Origin of the sequence: Streptomyces phytophilus, assembly GCF_013870535.1 — a bacterium.
Taxonomy (GTDB): Bacteria; Actinomycetota; Actinomycetes; order Streptomycetales; family Streptomycetaceae; genus Streptomyces; species Streptomyces phytophilus.
This window is the reverse complement of the sequence record NZ_JACBXC010000035.1, coordinates 1-16947: the sequence shown is the minus strand read 5'-3', so window position 1 is coordinate 16947 and position 16947 is coordinate 1. Positions and strand designations below refer to the sequence as shown.

Here is a 16947-nt window from a genome sequence, read left to right as displayed (position 1 = left end):
CCGCTGCCGCCGCCCGCGGACTCGGGGAGTTCGGGAACGGTGAAGCGCGGCACGTCGCAAAGCCCGGCCTTGCGCAGCAGCGTCGCGTACTGCAGGGAGATCTCGCCGGCGACCTGGTGCGGCACGCGGTCGAGCACGGTGACCAGGCTGACGTCGTACTCCTTCGCCGTACGCAGCAGGTGCCAGGGCACCGCGTCCGCGTACCGGGAGGCGGTCGTCACCAGCACCCACACGTCCGCGGCGCACACCAACTCGGCGGCCAGCTCGCGCGCGTGCCCGGCGAGGGAGTCGATGTCGGGGGCGTCGAGGAGGGCGAGGCCGCTCGGTACGTTCTCGTCGACCTCGATCCGCAGCAGCGTCCCGTCGGGCCCGCCGCCGCCCTCGCCGAAGGTCGCGGCCCCCCGGCCCGGCCCGTCCCCGGCCAGAGCGTCCCGGGTGCGGTACGGATCACGCACGCCGTACGCCGCGGAGGCACCCCTGTGCGCCCCGTACGCCTCCGGGGCGCGCGAACCGCCGCTCCCGTACGCGCCGCGCGAACCTCCGCCGCTCCCGTACGACTCACGCGACCCGCGGCCGTCCCCCTCGTCCCCGTGCGCCCCGTACGGCTCGGCGACCTCCTGCGCCTCGTACGCGCCGTACGACTCGTACGCCTCGACGCGCCCGTGCGCCGCGTCCTGCCGCGGCATCCACACCCGCGTCAGATGCGGCAGCACCCGCTGCCCCGCGAACCAGGACTGGTCGTCGGGGTGGCAGACGAGCACCGGCATCCGCGTCGTGGGCCGCAACACGCCGGACTCGCTGACGCATCTGCCGACGAGCGAGTTGACGAGCGTCGACTTCCCCGCGCCCGTCGAGCCGCCGACCACCGCGAGCAGCGGCGCGTCCGGCCGGTGCAGCCGGGGCACCAGGTAGTCGTCGAGTTGGGCCAGCAGTTCCGCTCTGCTCCGCCGCGCTCCGTCCGCCCCCGGCAGGGGGAGTGGAAAGCGCGCCGCGGCGACGCACTCGCGGAGCGCGGAGAGTGCGTTCAGCAGGTCAGGCCGTACGTCCGAGGTCGCCACATGCGAAGAATGCCCGCTTCCATCCGAATTTGAAAGCGTTTAGCCCCGCAGCGCGCCTTCTTCAACCCGGAAGCTTCCGCCACGCGGGCATAACGACTGCACAACACCACCGGCACCACCCGGAAAAAAGCGGTGCGCGATTCGCACTCGCCTGCGATTATCGGGACGCTTCACTGAACCTCCACAAGGTGGTGCCGGAGTGAAGCTACCGGGTGTGGCTCAACGGAGCCCTATCCTTGACCCCTGGCAAGGTCACGGATCCGCCGAGCCCGGCCACCGTTCCACGCCACACCGGCCCCCGTAGCTCAGCGGATAGAGCAGGCGCCTTCTAAGCGCTTGGTCGCAGGTTCGAGTCCTGCCGGGGGCGCAGGGCTGCCCTCCTCCCCCAGGGAGGGCCAACCTGCAGGTCAGAGACCCACCCCCCGCCCCGCAGCCGACATCCCGGCGACAATAGATGATCATGCTCTCTGTCCGGCTGACACTGCCTGGAGACGGGTTTCGACGGCTAGCTGTCCCCTATGCGTCCCCCGGAATCTACCCCCTGAGCGCCGCGCGGCACCACGCTGCTGAGCACAAAGCAGAGCGGTCCGGGACCCGCCCGCGCGGGTCCCGGACCGCCTCATGCCGCCGCCGGCAGGTACCGGAGCCCTTCGATCCGTTTCAGGTAGTCGGTCAACTGTCCAGTGACACATCTGGCGTAAATCGCCAGGAGGACGGGGACGCTGTTCCCTGCCCACTCCGCGACCGTCGCAGGGGGGAGGCCGGCGTTCAGCCATCCGGTGAGGCAGGTATGGCGGAGGTCGTACACACGCTTACCAGCTGGAGAGGCGTACTCGTGTGGTGCGAGGACCGCCTCGCGGGCCTTGTACCACACACGCCGGTAGACTGAGCCGGCCAGGGTCTTCCCTCCTTCGCCGGGAAGGAGGAGCCCGTCGGGTTTGAGTTCGTACTTGGCGATGATGCGGCGGAGGAGAGCGACAAGATCTGGATGGATCGGCACGGTGCGGGTGTCGCCCTCGGCACGGCCCTTCAGGTCGCGGACCTCGTGCACCTTTCCGTTGTCCGTCCAGTGGCCGCCTACCTCGGGATGGGCCTTGTGAACGATGATCTCGCCCCACCCCGTGTCGGGCAGGACTGCGTCGGCGACACGCAGCGCGACGGCTTCCTCGGGACGTAGTCCGGCGTAGCACACGGTGGCGAAGAACGCCTGGTACAGAAGTCCCCGGCGGGGCCGCCGGCCTATCCATTCCAGCAACGCGGTGACCTGAGCCGGATTGAGCAGGGACCGCTTGCTGATCGCCTGCCCCACCCGCGGACCGCTGTCCCGCTTGCCCAGCGCCGCCAGCGGGTTGGTCCTCAGGATGTTGTGCTTGACCGCGCGGTCCAGGGCGAGGCTGAGGATGCGGCGGTGTCGGGTCACGGAGCTGGCTGCGGCTGCAGTGCCGTCAAGCAGCGTGCTGATCGCCGCGACCACGTGCTCGACTTTGGTCGTGTCCTCCCAGGCGGACATCGGCAACGTGTTGCGCTCGACCCAGTCGAGGATCTCTTTCACCTCGTCGGGCACCGACGTCCTACGCCGCTTCGTGTTGAAGGCGAACTCCCGCAGCGCCGTACGGACGTCTCGATCGTCAAACTGGCCGGGCTGGGTACGAAGCAAAGCGACTGTGGCCGCGGTCATCGCCTTGGCCGTGTTCTTACGGCTGTTCCCGCTGGTTCGGGCCCACTTCCAGTCCACGTACTCAACCGCGAATGGGTACCAGCCCTTTTCCGCCGCCTTGCTGGCGAAGCTGACCGGCAGCCCGGTCGTCGCACTGAAGGGCTCTCCCCTGCTCGCCGCCGTCTTCAGTTCGGCGCGACGGGCGTCTGCCTGCCCCTTCGTAGGGTAGGTCTCGCTGTGCTTGCGCCTGTCGACGGCCCATACGACACGGTAGCTGTGCCCCGTCTTGCGCTTGCGGCGCTCGATACTAAATATTCGGACGTTGAATGTTATCGCTGTCAGGTGTGATCCTCACAATCAGTGAGCCAGTTTTCGAGATCGCCCCGCCGTATCCGCAGGGAGCCATTGGGGAGACGGATGCAGCGCGGTCCACGCCCTTTTTGCCGCCAGTCGTAGAAAGTCGATCGAGCGATCTGCAACTCGGCGCAGACCTCATCAACGGTCAACTTCTGACCGGCTCTGACCGCTACTGCCATGAGCCTCTCGCAGCTAGCCAGAGGTCCGAGGTCACGTGTCGACGCATGGGCAGGTTTCCTTGCGGGGAATGAGGGGCGGCAGGGACAGCGCCAATACCTCGCGTAGCGCGTGAAAATCAAACGCCTTCTGATGGTATGCGCTGCCCACGGCGGGTGTGCCGTGGGCAGGGCAACTCCGCGCCCCCTCTCGACTGCACGGGTTGCCCCAGCGTTCGCCTCGGCTCCACCGCCAAGGCGGGGGCCGAATGCGAACACCCCTCAATGATGGTGACGATCGCCGGTTTGGCTAACCGGCGATCGTCGGCTATGTTGCCCCGCGCCGCGATCCCTCATCGGAGCAGCAGAGTGTGGTCGCGCTGCTTCGACCCGTTCTAGGTTTGCTTGCTTCGCCACGTCGTTCCAGTCTTCTACGCAATCACCCTGTCTGCCGTCGGCGAACCGGCACGCCCAGATCGACCCCGCCGGTGCCCAGGGCATCCCTTCCCCGCAGAAGGCCGCCCCCGGGGCTTCGAGACGCCGGCTGCCGCGACAGCGCGATTCGGACGTGGTTTGCGGCAGCATCGGCGTGGGTCGGCGACAGGTTGCGCTTCGCGGCTGTCGCCGCCCGGGTCGGGTTATGCGGTGCTGGAGATGTGCTCCAGGGCACGGGGGTCGGTTACCAAGAGTTGCCGGTACCGGCTGTCGATCGCCTTGTGGTCGACGCGCAGGCGGTGCAGGACGTTTTCGACGGTGGATTTGCCGAGTTGCAGGGTGCGGGTGATGTCGCTTTGCCGGAGTCCGTTGACCGTGATCCGGTCGGGGACGGCAGGGGTCCTGGTGCCGGCGGTGTCGGTCAGGTGTGTCAGCAGCGTGGCCACGCGGGCGAGTGGAGACCGGCCGGTCATGAGGTAGATCTTCTCGTCGGTGCGGTTGCGGTCCTCCAGGCTCCGCAGCAGCGCGATCTGCACCTGCGGGTACACGCGCATCATCTGGTTCACGCGGCCCGCAGGGCAGGGCATGATCCAGGTGGTGCCCACGCAGGACACCTGCATCGGGGACCAGGCGTCGATCAGGTTGGCCTCGCCCAGGAACTGTCCCGGACCGCGGAACCGGGCGAGCACACCTCCGCCGGGGCCCATCGGGTAGCGCTCTTCCCGGGCCAAGCCGCCCAGGACGATGAAGCACGTTCGCCGGGCCGGGTCGAGCGGCAGGCGTTCGGCGTGCTGGAAGGTGCGGGCTTCGCGGCCCCATTCCTGCACGAGCGTCGGCCACAGCCGGTGTGGGAGGTACTGCAGGAAGCTCCCAGCCGGCCAAGATCGTTGTCCGGCGAGGACCTGCGTGGGGTGGAAGCCGCAGTCCTTCGTGGCGGCGTTCATCGGTCTTGCCCTCACCTTCACGGCAATCTTCGCTGGCAGGTTGTATGCGGAGGCGGGTTCGGTAGGCGCCGGGACAGGAGCCCAGGAATCAGGCATCGGAAAATCCCTGGGTGGGTGAGTCCACTTGCCGCAGTGCGTTGGGCCGGTGCCGTCAATCGGCGGGAGGCCGGCTGACGGTGGCGGAGTCGCCGGGGGCGGCTCCGAGGTCGGCCAGGCGGTCGCGGATCCGTTGGGCGTCGCGTGGGTTGATCGACTCGAACAAATGCATGGCCTGCTGGTAGTGGTCGTGTGCGGCTTCCTGGTGGCCTTGGTCGGCGGCGCACTGGCCGAGCATTTCCCAGATACGGGCGAGCCATCGGGGATGGCCACCGGATTGGAGGACCTCCTCGCGAGCCTGGTGCAGGTGTTCCTCCGCGGTCGCGAAGTCGTGCTGCTGGGCGCTGGCGTGGCCGAGGAACGCCAGTGCGCGGGCCGACTCGAAGGTCTCGCCCAGCTCGCGAAGGGCGCGGCGGGCTTTGGTCCAGGCAGCCACCGCCCGTTCGGCCTGCCCGAGGTCGAGGTAGACCTGGCCCAGGACGATTCGGGTCAGGGCAACGCCGCGTGAGTAGCCGATCGCTTGCCGGAGTTGGAGCGCGTCGCGTAGGAAGTGGAGGGCCTCCTCGGGGCGGCCGGCGCTCTGATACGCCACGCCCAGCTCGTGCTCGGCTTGGGAGACGCTGCGGTTGTCCTCGGCGTCCCGGGCCATCTGCAGTACCCGGCTGAACCTGCTGATGGCTTCGTCGTAGCGGGCGTCGCCGCGCAGGCCGATGCCCGAGGCGTTGAGGATCTCCCGCTCCGCGAGGAGGTCGCCCGACAACTGGGCTGCCTCTGCGGCGAGTTGGTGGGCCTCTGCCCACAGGACGTAGTGCTGGCGGTGGTGCCACCAAGGCCACCAGGCGTGAACCAGCTGGTAGATGACGGCCTGACGCGGGTTCGCGGCTGCGGCAGCGCGGAGGGCGGCCATGAAGTTGTGGTGCAGTGCCTCAAACCACGCCAGTGCCGAGGTGTTGTCCCCGAACTGCGGCAGCGTCTCGGGCGCGGGCGGGTAGCGGAAGTCGCGGCCTACGTCGTCGGTGCGGTGATGGGGTGTGACCTGCTTCTCGATAGCCGTGGATACGGTGAGCAGCCAGTCCAGCGTGCGGCGCCGTGTTCTGTCGATGACGGCAGTGCCGTCCTGCTGACGGCTGCAGCGGCGGGCGTGCTCGCGCAGTTCGTCGTGCAGGGTGTAGATCCGGCCGCGGACCGGGTGGGCACCGCGGTCTTCCAGCAGCCCTGCCTCGGCGAGGCTCTTCAAGGTCAAGTCGGCCTGGCGCAAGGGGAGGTTGCAGGCCGCGGCCGTCATGTGGCCGTCGGTATCGAGGGTGGTCATCGATCCCACGCGGCGGTAGACCTGGGCCGTTTGGGGATCAAGGCTCCCGTAGGCACGATCAGCAGTAGTCATGATCACTCCGGTGGAGGTGGAGGGACGCCGGTGCTCTTCGCCGACGTCACCGCCGTCGGCGATGCGGGGGCGGTGGTCGGCGCGATGAGCCCTTGGCGTTGGTGGTGGGACCGCAGGAGGAGGCGGGCTGTGCCTTCGACCCCGCCCGTGTACGGGGCGCGCAGGCGCTGGGGACGTACACGCACTCCGTGCCGGTGCGTCCCGAGGCCCGCGGCGCCGGCCGACCAGCATCAGGCGGAGGCCGGGGGATACCTCCTCGGCAGACGCGGTGTTCGGCCGACGGCCGCGGGTTCGAGGGCAGAGCACCGCCGTCAGCGCTCCGCCTTGTCCCCGTCTCGCGCCGGACCAAAGCGCGAGACGGGAGTCTTTCGGCGTTCAGGTTTGCAGGGCCATCTCGGCGGCTTTCGTCCGCACAGTGCGGATGATTTCCTCGGCCAGTTCTTCGGGGGCTCGGCCGTCGACGTGAAGGACCACGCTGGCGGGGTCGGTGCCGGCCAGGGCCAGCAGCGGGGACGGCGGCTGGTACGGGCCGGTGAGGAGCCCAACGGGGCCCTGTCGGCCGGCGTCGGCGTCGTTGCGGTCGCGTGTGGGCACGTGGTTGCGGATCATGATCTCTCGTCAGTCGTTTCGCTTCGTGTCGGGTAGGTACTCACTCGCCGCGCCCGGGCGTCTGACGGTGTCGGCGCCGGAGGGGGGCCCGGCGGCCGGGGAGGTGGTAGTGCGGTGCGTGCTTCTGGCTGAGCGGGTGGTCCGGCAAGTGCTGCACCGACGGAGGACATCTCGTGCACCTCGGTGCCGGCCCAGCCCACGGTGCCCATCAACGAACCCGGCACGCGCCCGCCTCTCCGGCAGGGAGGCATCGAGATCGGCTGGGCGCAGGGCGGGCCGCCGGAGCCGACTGAACGGCGGCCCGCCCACTCGCCCACTCTTCACGCGTGAGTTACGTCGCGGGGGCGGGCGAGGCTTACCTGGCATCACTCATCGCCTCACAGGTCGGGTTCGGAAGCGCCGCCAACGGCCAACGCCCAGGAGTAGCATTTCCCGCAAGGCGGATTGACGGAAGACGTTGCCTGTCCGCAGGTGTACGCAGCAATTGCGGACATCTGCGGACCGGGAGGGGCCAGGATGAAGGAGACGTTCGGGCAAACGCTGCGGCGCCTGCGCGGTACCCGCTCCCTGCGAACGGTTGCCCAACTCGCCCATTGCAGCAAGAGCTACGTAGGGGATCTTGAGTCCGGGCAAAGGAAACCGACCGAGGATATCGCCGCTCCACTCGACATGGCCCTCAACACTGGGGGCGAACTCTTAGCCTTCACGACCGGCCACCGAAAACGGAGCAGTACATTCGAAGCGCGGCTACGTGACGCGCTACCCGCGAAAATCAGTGAATGGCCTCATCCATGAGCAGATAGAGCAGACCCACGAGAGACCCGCTGCTGACGATCTCTCGACGGTCGACCATGTCCCTGATCTGGTCGAGAGGAATCCATTCGACGCGGTCTGCCTCATTCTTCTCGGAGGGTTCCCCCTCGTAGGTGGCGCTATCGGCACGGAACACGTGATGGCGCGAGTCGGTGATGCCGTTGGCTGGCTCCGCGTAAATCAGTGGCCTCATAGGACCCGGGCGCCAACCCGTCTCCTCCATCGCCTCGCGGGCCGCCGCCTCCTGTGGGGTCTCCCCCTCCTCGATCAGTCCCATGGGCAACTCCCAAGCCCACGTGTCGGTGATTAAGCGGTGACGCCACAGCATCAGCACGTCTTGGTGTTCGCCGACCACGGCGGTCACGGCCAAGTCACGAAGACGCAGCACATGGTGTTCCCAGCGCCGCCCGTCCGGCTGCTGAACGTCAACAAGATCCAGGTTCACCCAATGGTTCGCGTAGATGCGCCGCTCCCCGAACGTCTTCCACTGCACGGGCATCGCCCCTCTCGTCTGAGTGCTTCAAGCATCCCAGAACGGCGCCCTGCCGCCTGCCGGCGTTCGAGCATGGAACGGCACGAGGGCCTGTCGCTCTCCAGGAGGACTTGACGCTGGCTGCCGAGCACGCAGGGGCATACGTCCGATTCACGTGGGGCTGAGCATCTCCCCGACGACGCGTGGTGTTTCGAAATGACGACCAGCCATGCTCCTGGAGCAGGCATGTGCCGCCTTGGCATCGACATGCGCACCCTCTGGGAGCCGGACCCGCTTCAGATCTTGTTTCGGTCTATCGAACGCTGCGTCATATACCCGGGCCTGCCAAGCGCCAAGGGCATCAGATCTTGATACGGGCGACCTTGCGTCCCACTTTCAGGTACAGCTTGGCCCCTCCAAGGTCCCCTGCTGCGCTGACGACATCACCGAGCGTCTGCTGGACGGAAGCCTCGGTAAGGTGGATGGTCTGCTGGCTTCCCTCTGATTCGCAGATCAAGCGGAGACCCTTTTGCTGGGCTACGCGGCGCACGGCGGAGGTGCTGGTTGCGAAGTCCAATGTTCTGACCAGGGCCCCGATCCTGTCGTCGGCGTGGTCCTTCAGGACAAGGACCGGGAGGTTGTGGACGTCGCCGAAGGAGCGCTTCGAGAATCGCGCTGTGAACTCTGCCCGTGCCGATGTGGCCGCATCCAGGCCGTGAAGTGCGGCAACCAGGTCGCCGGCGAGGATGCGCTTGACGGCCATGGGGTGGGCGGTTCCCGCCTCCAGGCGCTTGGCGATCACACGGATCTCGTCGTCCGTCCACTCGGTGAGCAGTTGGAGATACTGCTCGGTCAGGTGGTCGGGGATGGACATCAGCCGGCCGTAGACGTCGTCAGGCGAGGCCGTCAGGCCCACGTAGTTGCCCTTGCTCTTGCTCATCTTGGTGCCCGTGCCGTCCGTGCCCTCGATGAGCGGGGTGGTGATGACGACCTCGGGGGCCTGGTCCGAGATCTCCATGACCTTGCGGCACATCTGGAGGTTCAGCAGCTGGTCCACACCGCCCAACTCGACGTCGGCGTGGATCGCCACCGAGTCCCATGCCATGACGACGGAGTAGACGAACTCGGCGACGGACAGGCCGTGGCCCTTGGCGAGCCTGGTACGGAAGTCCTCGCGCTGGAGCGACATGGAGACCGGGATCCGCGCGAGGACGCCGACGAGTTCGGGCAAGGTGACCTTGTTCAGCCACTCGCCGTTGAAGCGCAAGTTGGCGCGCTCGAAGTCGATGAACGGCGAGACCTGCTGCTGGTAGCCGCGCAGGTTGCGGGCGATGTCCTCGTCGGAAAGGGGCGGACGCTCCGAGGAGCGTCCCGACGGGTCGCCGATCTTGGCTGTGACGTCGCCGATGATGAAGACGACGTGGTGCCCCATCCGCTGGAGCCGGCCAGCGATGACGATCGGCACTGCGTGGCCGAGGTGGACGTCGGGCGATGTCGGGTCGATGCCGTACTTGACGACGAACGGCCGTCCCGCCGCTTGCGCGGCCTCGATCTTCTCCGCGAGGACTGTGGTCGAGGGGATCAGGTTGGTCGCACGCCCTGCGACCAGGGCTGCCTGCTCCTGAGGGGAGAGATCGGAGAGGTTGAGAGTGCGCCTCGCCGCCGTCTCGGTGAGCAGCTCCGCAGCCGTATAGTCCGCGCCCAGGTCCGCCCCATCGAGAATGTGCATGACACGGGCAACGGACTGATTCAAACGGCTCATGGCGGCGATGCGCTCCTGGGTCGGAAGACTGGCCTAACCAGTACGGGTCGGAAGCCGCGATTTTATCATCGCTACCATCCGCCCATCACCGCAATGCCCAGGAATGGACGCACCTCCAGGGGCGCTGTGCGTCGTCCCAGTGGCCGACCCGAGGCGATACCAATGAGGGAGCGGAGTCCTCGGCATTGTGCGGCACGTGTGCGAGCACGCCCACAGCATCCCCGCAACCTCTTTGCCATGTGACGGATTCCCTCGTGATCGAAACCGAGGCCCCGGAAGTTGGAGCAATCAGCCGGTGAAGCAGCAGAGTTCTCCATATGTCAACCTCGGCCGAAGGCGCCGAGGCCCCAGCGAAACGGAAACGGTGCTCGGTCAGCGTTCGCCGAGTGAGTGCCATCCCCGTCTACGGTGACCTCGCGAAGGTCAGCATCTCCTGCTTACCGATTTCTGGGTTGTCTTCGGTTACGGGCAAGCTACAGGTCGGGAGTTGCGCAAATCTCTCATGTCCGGCACGTGTGGCGGGGTGTTCACCAGTCGACTCCCTTCACACGGGCGTATCCGCGTGGAATCGTCCGGCGTTCCTGTCTCCTGTGGGCGAGGAACTCGTCATCCGGACGGCGTGGTCTCCTGGTGGTGGGCCGTTCAGCAACCCTCTCCGAGGGCACGAAGGTCTTTCCGAAGAGAGTCGGATGGCCGCGGGACCAGTCGACGCATTCGGGTTCGGCTACGAGCCCCTCGTGTGGTGTGTCCCGCTTGGGCAGGTGCCCTGTGAGGGGGGCAGAGGGACTGCAGCGTCCTCGGTCGGGAGAGTCACGGTGGCTCTCCTGTCACATCGGCCAGTGGGCGAACAGCGAGACTATCCGCTCGACGAGTTGCTCACGTAGGGTGTCCCATTCATTTCCTCCTGCGTGGTACGCGGCCAGCACCCGGTCGTATTGCCGGCCGTCAACCTCGGGCAGGCACGTGTACATCTGGAGCAGCGCGGAGCCGTCGTCCGCGGCTGCGGTGCCGGTATCCGCGTTGAGCAGGGCACGGATGTCGTCGGCGCGCATGGAGGCGTCGATCCCGGAACCGGGGATGCTCTTGCTCATCTTGGGGAGACCGCTGAGACCGGGGATCATTCTGGTGTAGATGCCGGACAACCGCGCCGCGGGCAGGCCCCAGCGTTCCGCTCCGCGTCGGGCGAGGGCGACGTACTTGTGCTCGTCCACGCCGAGGGAGACCAAGACGTGACGGCCCTCCCGGAGGGGATGAATGAAGTCCGCGGCCATGAGCAGGATGGACTGCTTCATGCCGTAGTTGAGGTGGTCGAACACTCCGTGGCTGCGGTAAAAGCCCGCTAGATCCTCCTCCGCCTGGTGGAAGTCGTCGTCGTCCAGATAGCGGGCGAGCAGGAACGCGGTCGCCATGACCTCGGTCTCGCTCTCCTGCCTGCGCAGCACCCCGCGCTTGGCGTCGAACCCGAGGCCCAGGACGAACTCCTCGTACTGATCGGCGAGCTTGCGGACCTTGTGCAGAGGGGTGCGCCGGGCGTTGTGAGAGTCGAGGTCGCCGAGCACGATCTGGACATCAAGACCGCAGTGCTGCAGCTTGATCGCGCGCAAGAGTTGGAAGAGGGTGCCGGCGTGGGGCGGCCCCCCGAGACCGATCCCGGTGGTGACGAGGGTGGGCTGCCCGTCGTCGACTGCCTGGGCGAACTTGCGCGCTGCTGTGTGGCACACCCACTTCGTCCGCAGATCGTTCGGGCTCATCCCCGCGAGATGGAAGTCGATGGTGCCAAGGCCCAAACGCTCGTAGCGGTGGTGGTCGATGACCTTCTCGTAGTACGGGGCGTCGAACTTCATGCGATTCCTTCCGACTGTGTCTGCCTTCGGAGAGCACGGGCCCGACGGACCAGCGGCTCGAAGCCGTCGACCAGAAGGTCGCCGAGTACCTCGTTGTGGGGGGCCTCGACGCTGCCGAGGTCTGCAGTGACCGTCCCGTCTACGAGAACCCAGACGCGGAACGGGTACGGGTCCTGTGGGGCGCGCGTGGGCTGGGCGAAGATCGCCACCCCCTCGACCCTGTCGCGTACGTCGTCCACGGCGGGTGCGAAGTCGTCACGGTCGAAGGCGTAGAGGGCTGCTTTCCGGGGGTTCGCACGGCCGATGGGCCGGTACTGCGAGATCAGCCAGTACTCGACGTCTGTCCGTCGGGTGACGCCCGCAATGAGCTGCGCGAGGAGGGGCAGTTCCTTCACGGAGCCGGCCGTGGTGAACGTGTTGAACGCCAGCCGTCGCAGGTCCGCGGTGAGGAACTCGACGTTGGCGAGAAACCGTTCGTAGTACCCGTGCCCGCGGAACCAGTCGGCCGTCTCGGCGGTTGCGCCGTCGACTGCCAGGGAGTAGATGCTCACGTGGTTACGGAGTGCCGCATAACGCTCGGCCAGGAGAAGCCCGTTGGTGTGAAGGTTCGTCTCGAAGCCGACCTCGGTGGCGTGCCGGAGAGCGACCTCCAGATGGTTGTCGTACGGCATGACGGGGTCGCCGCCGGTGAAGACGCACCGGCGGGCTTCGGACTCCGACCGGACGCGGTCGATGACGCGGCGGACGGTGTCCGCATCGACTGCCGCGACCCGGTTGCGTTCGCGGTAGCAGAAACGGCACACGCCCGGTGAGCGGCTGGTCGGTTTCAGGGCCCAGGCGTTGCAGTCGGTGTTGAGAACCAGGTGGACGGTCGTGAGTTCCTCGTGCGTCAGCACGGCGTCGTCTCCTCGGCGCTGCGGCTGACGGGGAGGGTGGGCGCGAACCTGGGTCGCAGGAGCGAGTGGAGGCGCCGTGGGGTACCACCAGTGACCTTCACGAACTGCTGGAGCGTGTCCAAGGCCGCGCCCGCGTCGATGATGGAGAGGGCCTCGTCGATCCCGTCCTCGATGGTGGAAGCCACCCCGGACACGGCAAGGAGGAGGGCTGCGTTGAGGGCGACCGCGTACCGAGCCTGACCGGTGCCGCGGCCGGCCAGCACGTGGATCGATGCCGCGGCGTTCTCCACGGGATCCCGGTGCTGAGTGACGGCCGTCAGGTCCGGCGGCATCGAGGCCGCGCCGCGGCGTACGGCGTCGTTGAAGGCCAGCTCCTCGACGCCGGCGCTGATCCTGCAGGCCCGTACGGTACTTCCGGGAAGCAGTTCGTCGACCTGAGTCGTCTGGCCGGTGCTTGAGTTGATCACTGTGACATCCGGCAGACCGAGCCGCGACAGCAAGCGGGCGGAAGCGCCGACCGCCGGGTGTGAGAGGCCGTACACGGTCGCGGCGCAGGTGACCGGGCTGAGGAGCGCGGGGAGACCAAGGCTAAGAGCGTGCACAGCCTGGAACCGGCCTCCGTAGCGCCGGTCGAACTCGGGGACCCTGGCCTCGATGGAGAAGAACCCGAAGCCGACCTGCGCCGTGATGTCCACCATCTCCCGGTGCGAAAGGGTGTCGCTCGCCGCTCCCACGCAGTCGATGAAGTCGCGTGATCCGGTCTCCGACGATGCGCTGCGCGATCCGAGTTTCGCGACGTACGCTCCCCCTGTCGCCGCCACGAGCGCTGCGGTCGTACTCAGGTTGATCGTCTTGAAGGTCTTCTTCCCGCTGCCCGTGTAGCCGATGAACCGCACGCCTGCGGGGGGCTGGTGAACATCCCAGCCAGGTCGGTCCAGAGCGGTCGCGGCACAGATCGCTGCTTCGACCTCGTCCAGCCTCGGACCCCGCAAAAGCAGGCCGGTGAGGACACTGCCCAGCATCACATCGCGGATGCGGCCCTCTGGTAACGCGAGAATACTCGTGAGGCCGTCGTGGACATCGCTGGGCGCGATGTCGGCTGGGGAGTTCATCTGCTGAACCAGCAAGGGTGCTGCCGCCGCCATAACGTGACTCCATTCCTCAGATGTCGGTCGCAAGTAGAATCTTGAACGGGCGATGCCGGGAGAGGCTCTCCAGGGCTGCCAGCCCCTCCGGCAGGTTGCTCAGGGGGAACTTGTCCCGGGTCATCAGCGGCGCCCATTCGCCGCCCTTCGCGAGCACCACGGTGGCATCGCGGAAATCGTCGTGACCGTCCGCGCGGCAGTATGAGAACGAGCCGCGCAGAGTGATCGAGCGCCGGAACACGTCCCGTACGGGGACTGAGAGAAGCACTCGGGGTGCAAAGGCGTTTTGGACGAGTACCGTTCCGCCATCACGAATCGCGCTCAGCGCCAGACGGAGAGAGGAATCACTTCCACCGGACGCGGCATCCACGACAACATCACACGGCGGCAGGTCGGCGTGGTGAAGGCCGATGCCTGAACTGAGGACGTAACTCAGTTGATGTGACCGCGAAGGCTCTCTGACCAGCATGTGGACATCCCACCCGGCCTGTGCCGCGCAGATTGCCGTACACACCCCGACGACGCCGCCCCCGATGACGCCGAGCCGGCCCAGAGGCATCTGGAGACCGCAGCGGACCCCGTGCAATGCCACCGCCATCGCATCGGCAAGTACCCCATGTGCCGGATCGGGCAAGGGGGGCAGCGCGACGAAATTGTCGCGAGGTACCCGCACAGCACCGGCGAGACCACCGGGGAGATCCCAGCCGATGCGCCGCAACCTGGGGCAAAGGTGCACGTGGCCACGGTCGCAATAGTGGCAAGAACGACAGGGCACCAGCGGGTCGACTACGCCCCACTGCCCCGAGTCCGTGTCGACCCCGACGATCTCGTGCCCGGGATACCAGGGCTCCGGCAGCCGGCCCTGCCACGGGTGCGTGAGCTTCGCGACATCGCTCCCGCACACACCCGTATAGCGGATCTCGACGATCGTCGTATCGCCGAACGGCTGCGTGTATACCGGTGCGGGAAGCCGGCGCAAAGCGCCGTCTTCCACCGCCCAGGCGTACGGGGTGTTCATTGCGGGCTCCGTGTGTTCAGCAGCCGCGGGAGAGCCTCTACCCCGAGAATCGCTCTGCCGTGCCAGGCGGTCTCGCCGAACGCCAGGGCGTCCGGCTCGCCACGGCGCTCCACGCGAACGGCTTGCATCCCGGCGCGCTCCGCGCCGGCCAGCTCGTCGCCACCGCCATCACCGCAGTAGAGGATCTGCGCCGGGGGGACATCCAGAGCGCCAAGTACCGCGTCGAAGAGTGCTGGAGCGGGTTTCACCTCGCCTACTCGGCAACTGAACACGGCAGCATCGAAAAGCGGGAAGAGACAGCTGTGCCTCCATGTTTCTGCGATGTCGGGTGACGCATCGCTGAGGACGCCCAGCCTGAGCCCCCGTTGCCGTAGCTCCACCAGGGCCCTCAGAAGACTGGCGTCAGCCTGGAGCCGTTCGCGGGCCAGCCGACCCATGAGACGTTCCAGCTCGTACGCGCGGAAGGAAGGGGCTTCGCAACGTGCGACGAGGTATGCGGCGACCTCGGCTGTCGACCTCAACTGCCCGCCATGCCTCGCCCGCCAGCTGCCGGACAGCGCCGTCTCGACAGCCTTCGAAGGTACGCCCAGAACATCGGCGAACTGGGCTGCGGCGGCGCCCCGTTCAACAACGGTGGGTGCCGCCACGAGTGTGCCGAAGAGATCGAGTATCACCGCACTGAAATTCCCATCTGTGGACCACGGCAGCTCGTGGGCCATAGCCAGATGCAGCCGGCTGTCGTCGTTGCAGAACCCGGCGTGGCGCAACCCCTTCGGCAGAATCAAGATCTCGGTACCGCCCCACGCTGAGAGGATCGTCTGCGACCCGGGCCACAGCCCGAATCCGCCCTCTCTGCTGTGCAGCTTCTGCTGTTGCTTCCGCACGGCGCGACGGTGCCCCACGGAGGGTGCAAGTTCTTGTATCTCGGTGGTGAAAAGACGCTCTCGGTGGCCCTTGCCCCGGTGAAGCAGCGGCAGGTCGGTGATGTTCTCGACGAGCAGGGTGCACTCGCGGGCTATGGCCTCGATGCTGCGGGCGAGACCGTTGTGGCGGCGGCCGGCGTCGTCCTCTACGTGGATGGTGCTGGGTTGTGGCATGTAGGGAAAGCTGCTCCAGTCGAAGGCTTCGTTTGTGGATGTGGATTTCTTGAATAGCTGATCGCCGCGCCTGCACGCGACGTGGGCGGTTCGAAACCTCGCGGGGTTTCCTCCTCGTCTCGATCAGCGTCTATGTTGCTTGGTGCGCTTCTTCGGCCTGCGCTTTGCCGGGTGAGTCACGGTGCTCCCGTTGGGTTCCCCTTCATTGTGTTGTGCTTCTGTGCGGCGGGGGCGGGCGGTGTGTTCGCCGCGGCGGCCTTTATAGGTCAGTCCGTGGGCTCGTATGAGGCTCACGTAGTTTCGGTAGGCGGTGAGATCATGATCCGCGACCATCCTGGAGAAGGTTAGCTTCTCCGCGCATTGGGGGCACATAAGGTAGACGATCGGGCCGTGCGCGGTACCGAATATGAAGCCCTGTTCCTTCGCCGTGGTAACGAGTTTGCGAAATTTCGGGTTGCGGATTCTTATCCGGTTCCGTGAACCCGCTTTGGGGGCAGTGTGGAGAATCGTGGTTCCCTTTCTCGTGGGTGGTGGACTGGGGGTCGGGGGTGGATCACCGTGCCCGTGTCCTGTTCACGGTGATCCACCCCCGCAGGGCCGGTTTCCTTCGCGGGCGGTTTGTTGCCGCTGGGGAAACCGGCCGGGCCGGGGTCGCCTGTCCCCCACCGATGGCGGCCCCGGGTGTCGAGTCCGCGGCTACAGCAGCAGCGAGAGCACGAGCAGGTTTGCTGCGGCGCTGAGCAGCACCGTGGTGAGGGCCAGGAGCCCGATGACGAGCCACTGCCGCCGGTGTTCTCGCTCGTGGTCGTTTCCGGTCACGGCGTTTTGCTCCTCTTCTAGTTCCAGGTGCGGGCTGGGGCGCCGTGGACGCTGAGCGGCGCGTGGTGCTGGGCCAGGCGGACGTGGGGCGCGTAGCGCAGTCGGTTGTGGTCGACGGGCCTGCCGAACAGGCCGCCGATGAACTGCCCGAGGTAGTCCGCGCCGGCCGCTGTGGCGCAGGCGAACCCGCAGATGTGGGCGTTGATGGCGGTGATGACCACGGGGGGATGTGGGGAGGTGCGGATGACGCCGCGTACGCGGGCCGGGCCGCGGATGCCGGCGGCCTCCAGGGCCTGCTTGACCACGGCGGCGGCACCCTGGTCGTGGAAGGTGGAGGTGACCATGGATTCGCCGCCCTGGATCGCGTGGCGGTGGCGCAGGATCAC

General features: G+C 67.1%; 15 protein-coding genes, 1 tRNA gene and 1 pseudogene. 2 read left to right on the top strand and 15 right to left on the bottom strand.

Features of this window, described 5'->3' with window-relative positions; all coding sequences use genetic code 11:
* A partial coding sequence (locus H5J30_RS04545; protein ID WP_181785851.1) for a dynamin family protein occupies positions 1–1058 on the bottom strand: 1058 nt, incomplete at its 3' end.
* A 294-nt stretch (positions 1059–1352) separates the two neighbouring features.
* On the opposite strand from H5J30_RS04545, the gene H5J30_RS04540 reads away from it, so the two are divergent.
* Positions 1353–1425: transfer RNA gene (locus H5J30_RS04540), tRNA-Arg, on the top strand.
* Positions 1426–1677: 252 nt separating this feature from the next.
* Here H5J30_RS04540 and H5J30_RS04535 read toward each other — a convergent pair.
* From H5J30_RS04535 to H5J30_RS04515, 5 genes are all read right to left on the bottom strand, one after another.
* Positions 1678–2793, bottom strand: coding sequence for a tyrosine-type recombinase/integrase (locus H5J30_RS04535; protein ID WP_309505430.1), 1116 nt, complete (start codon positions 2791–2793; stop codon positions 1678–1680).
* Between the two features lie 260 nt (positions 2794–3053).
* On the bottom strand, positions 3054–3251 hold the full coding sequence (locus tag H5J30_RS04530) for a helix-turn-helix transcriptional regulator (RefSeq protein WP_181785850.1): 198 nt from the start codon (positions 3249–3251) through the stop codon (positions 3054–3056).
* Positions 3252–3865: 614 nt separating this feature from the next.
* Positions 3866–4606 (bottom strand): Crp/Fnr family transcriptional regulator, encoded by a 741-nt coding sequence (locus H5J30_RS04525; RefSeq protein ID WP_181785849.1) that lies wholly within the window; start codon positions 4604–4606, stop codon positions 3866–3868.
* A gap of 151 nt (positions 4607–4757) precedes the next feature.
* On the bottom strand, positions 4758–6014 hold the full coding sequence (locus H5J30_RS04520) for a tetratricopeptide repeat protein (RefSeq protein ID WP_181785848.1): 1257 nt from the start codon (positions 6012–6014) through the stop codon (positions 4758–4760).
* 447 nt (positions 6015–6461) lie between these two features.
* Positions 6462–6695, bottom strand: coding sequence for a hypothetical protein (locus H5J30_RS04515; RefSeq protein ID WP_181785847.1), 234 nt, complete (start codon positions 6693–6695; stop codon positions 6462–6464).
* A gap of 516 nt (positions 6696–7211) precedes the next feature.
* On the opposite strand from H5J30_RS04515, the gene H5J30_RS04510 reads away from it, so the two are divergent.
* Entirely contained in the window at positions 7212–7490 is a 279-nt protein-coding gene (locus tag H5J30_RS04510; protein ID WP_181785846.1) for a helix-turn-helix domain-containing protein, read from the top strand.
* On the opposite strand, the gene H5J30_RS04505 is transcribed toward H5J30_RS04510, so the two are convergent.
* The 9 genes and pseudogenes from H5J30_RS04505 to H5J30_RS04470 all read right to left on the bottom strand — a co-directional run.
* Positions 7468–8001 carry an NUDIX domain-containing protein gene (locus H5J30_RS04505; RefSeq protein ID WP_181785845.1) on the bottom strand — a complete coding sequence of 178 codons (534 nt, stop codon included), beginning with the start codon at positions 7999–8001 and terminating at the stop codon, positions 7468–7470. The genes H5J30_RS04510 and H5J30_RS04505 overlap by 23 nt on opposite strands.
* A 340-nt stretch (positions 8002–8341) precedes the next feature.
* Positions 8342–9742 (bottom strand): tyrosine--tRNA ligase, encoded by a 1401-nt coding sequence (tyrS, locus tag H5J30_RS04500; protein ID WP_181785844.1) that lies wholly within the window; start codon positions 9740–9742, stop codon positions 8342–8344.
* Positions 9743–10569: 827 nt separating this feature from the next.
* Positions 10570–11586, bottom strand: a complete 1017-nt coding sequence (locus H5J30_RS04495; RefSeq protein ID WP_181785843.1) for a nucleotidyl transferase family protein — start codon at positions 11584–11586, stop codon at positions 10570–10572.
* Positions 11583–12482 carry a radical SAM protein gene (locus tag H5J30_RS04490; RefSeq protein ID WP_181785842.1) on the bottom strand — a complete coding sequence of 300 codons (900 nt, stop codon included), beginning with the start codon at positions 12480–12482 and terminating at the stop codon, positions 11583–11585. Before H5J30_RS04490 ends, H5J30_RS04495 begins: the two co-directional genes overlap by 4 nt.
* Complete coding sequence (locus tag H5J30_RS04485) at positions 12476–13627, bottom strand: hypothetical protein (protein ID WP_181785841.1); 1152 nt, start codon at positions 13625–13627, stop codon at positions 12476–12478. The genes H5J30_RS04490 and H5J30_RS04485 overlap by 7 nt, the downstream gene beginning before the upstream one ends.
* Before the next feature lie 16 nt (positions 13628–13643).
* Entirely contained in the window at positions 13644–14645 is a 1002-nt protein-coding gene (locus H5J30_RS04480) for an alcohol dehydrogenase catalytic domain-containing protein (RefSeq protein WP_181785840.1), read from the bottom strand.
* Positions 14642–15742, bottom strand: a complete 1101-nt coding sequence (locus tag H5J30_RS04475; RefSeq protein ID WP_181785839.1) for an HAD family hydrolase — start codon at positions 15740–15742, stop codon at positions 14642–14644. The genes H5J30_RS04480 and H5J30_RS04475 overlap by 4 nt, the downstream gene beginning before the upstream one ends.
* Before the next feature lie 696 nt (positions 15743–16438).
* Positions 16439–16561 carry a hypothetical protein gene (locus H5J30_RS36380; RefSeq protein WP_258563086.1) on the bottom strand — a complete coding sequence of 41 codons (123 nt, stop codon included), beginning with the start codon at positions 16559–16561 and terminating at the stop codon, positions 16439–16441.
* Between the two features lie 17 nt (positions 16562–16578).
* Positions 16579–16947 (bottom strand): annotated as a pseudogene (locus H5J30_RS04470) (hypothetical protein); the annotation flags it as partial.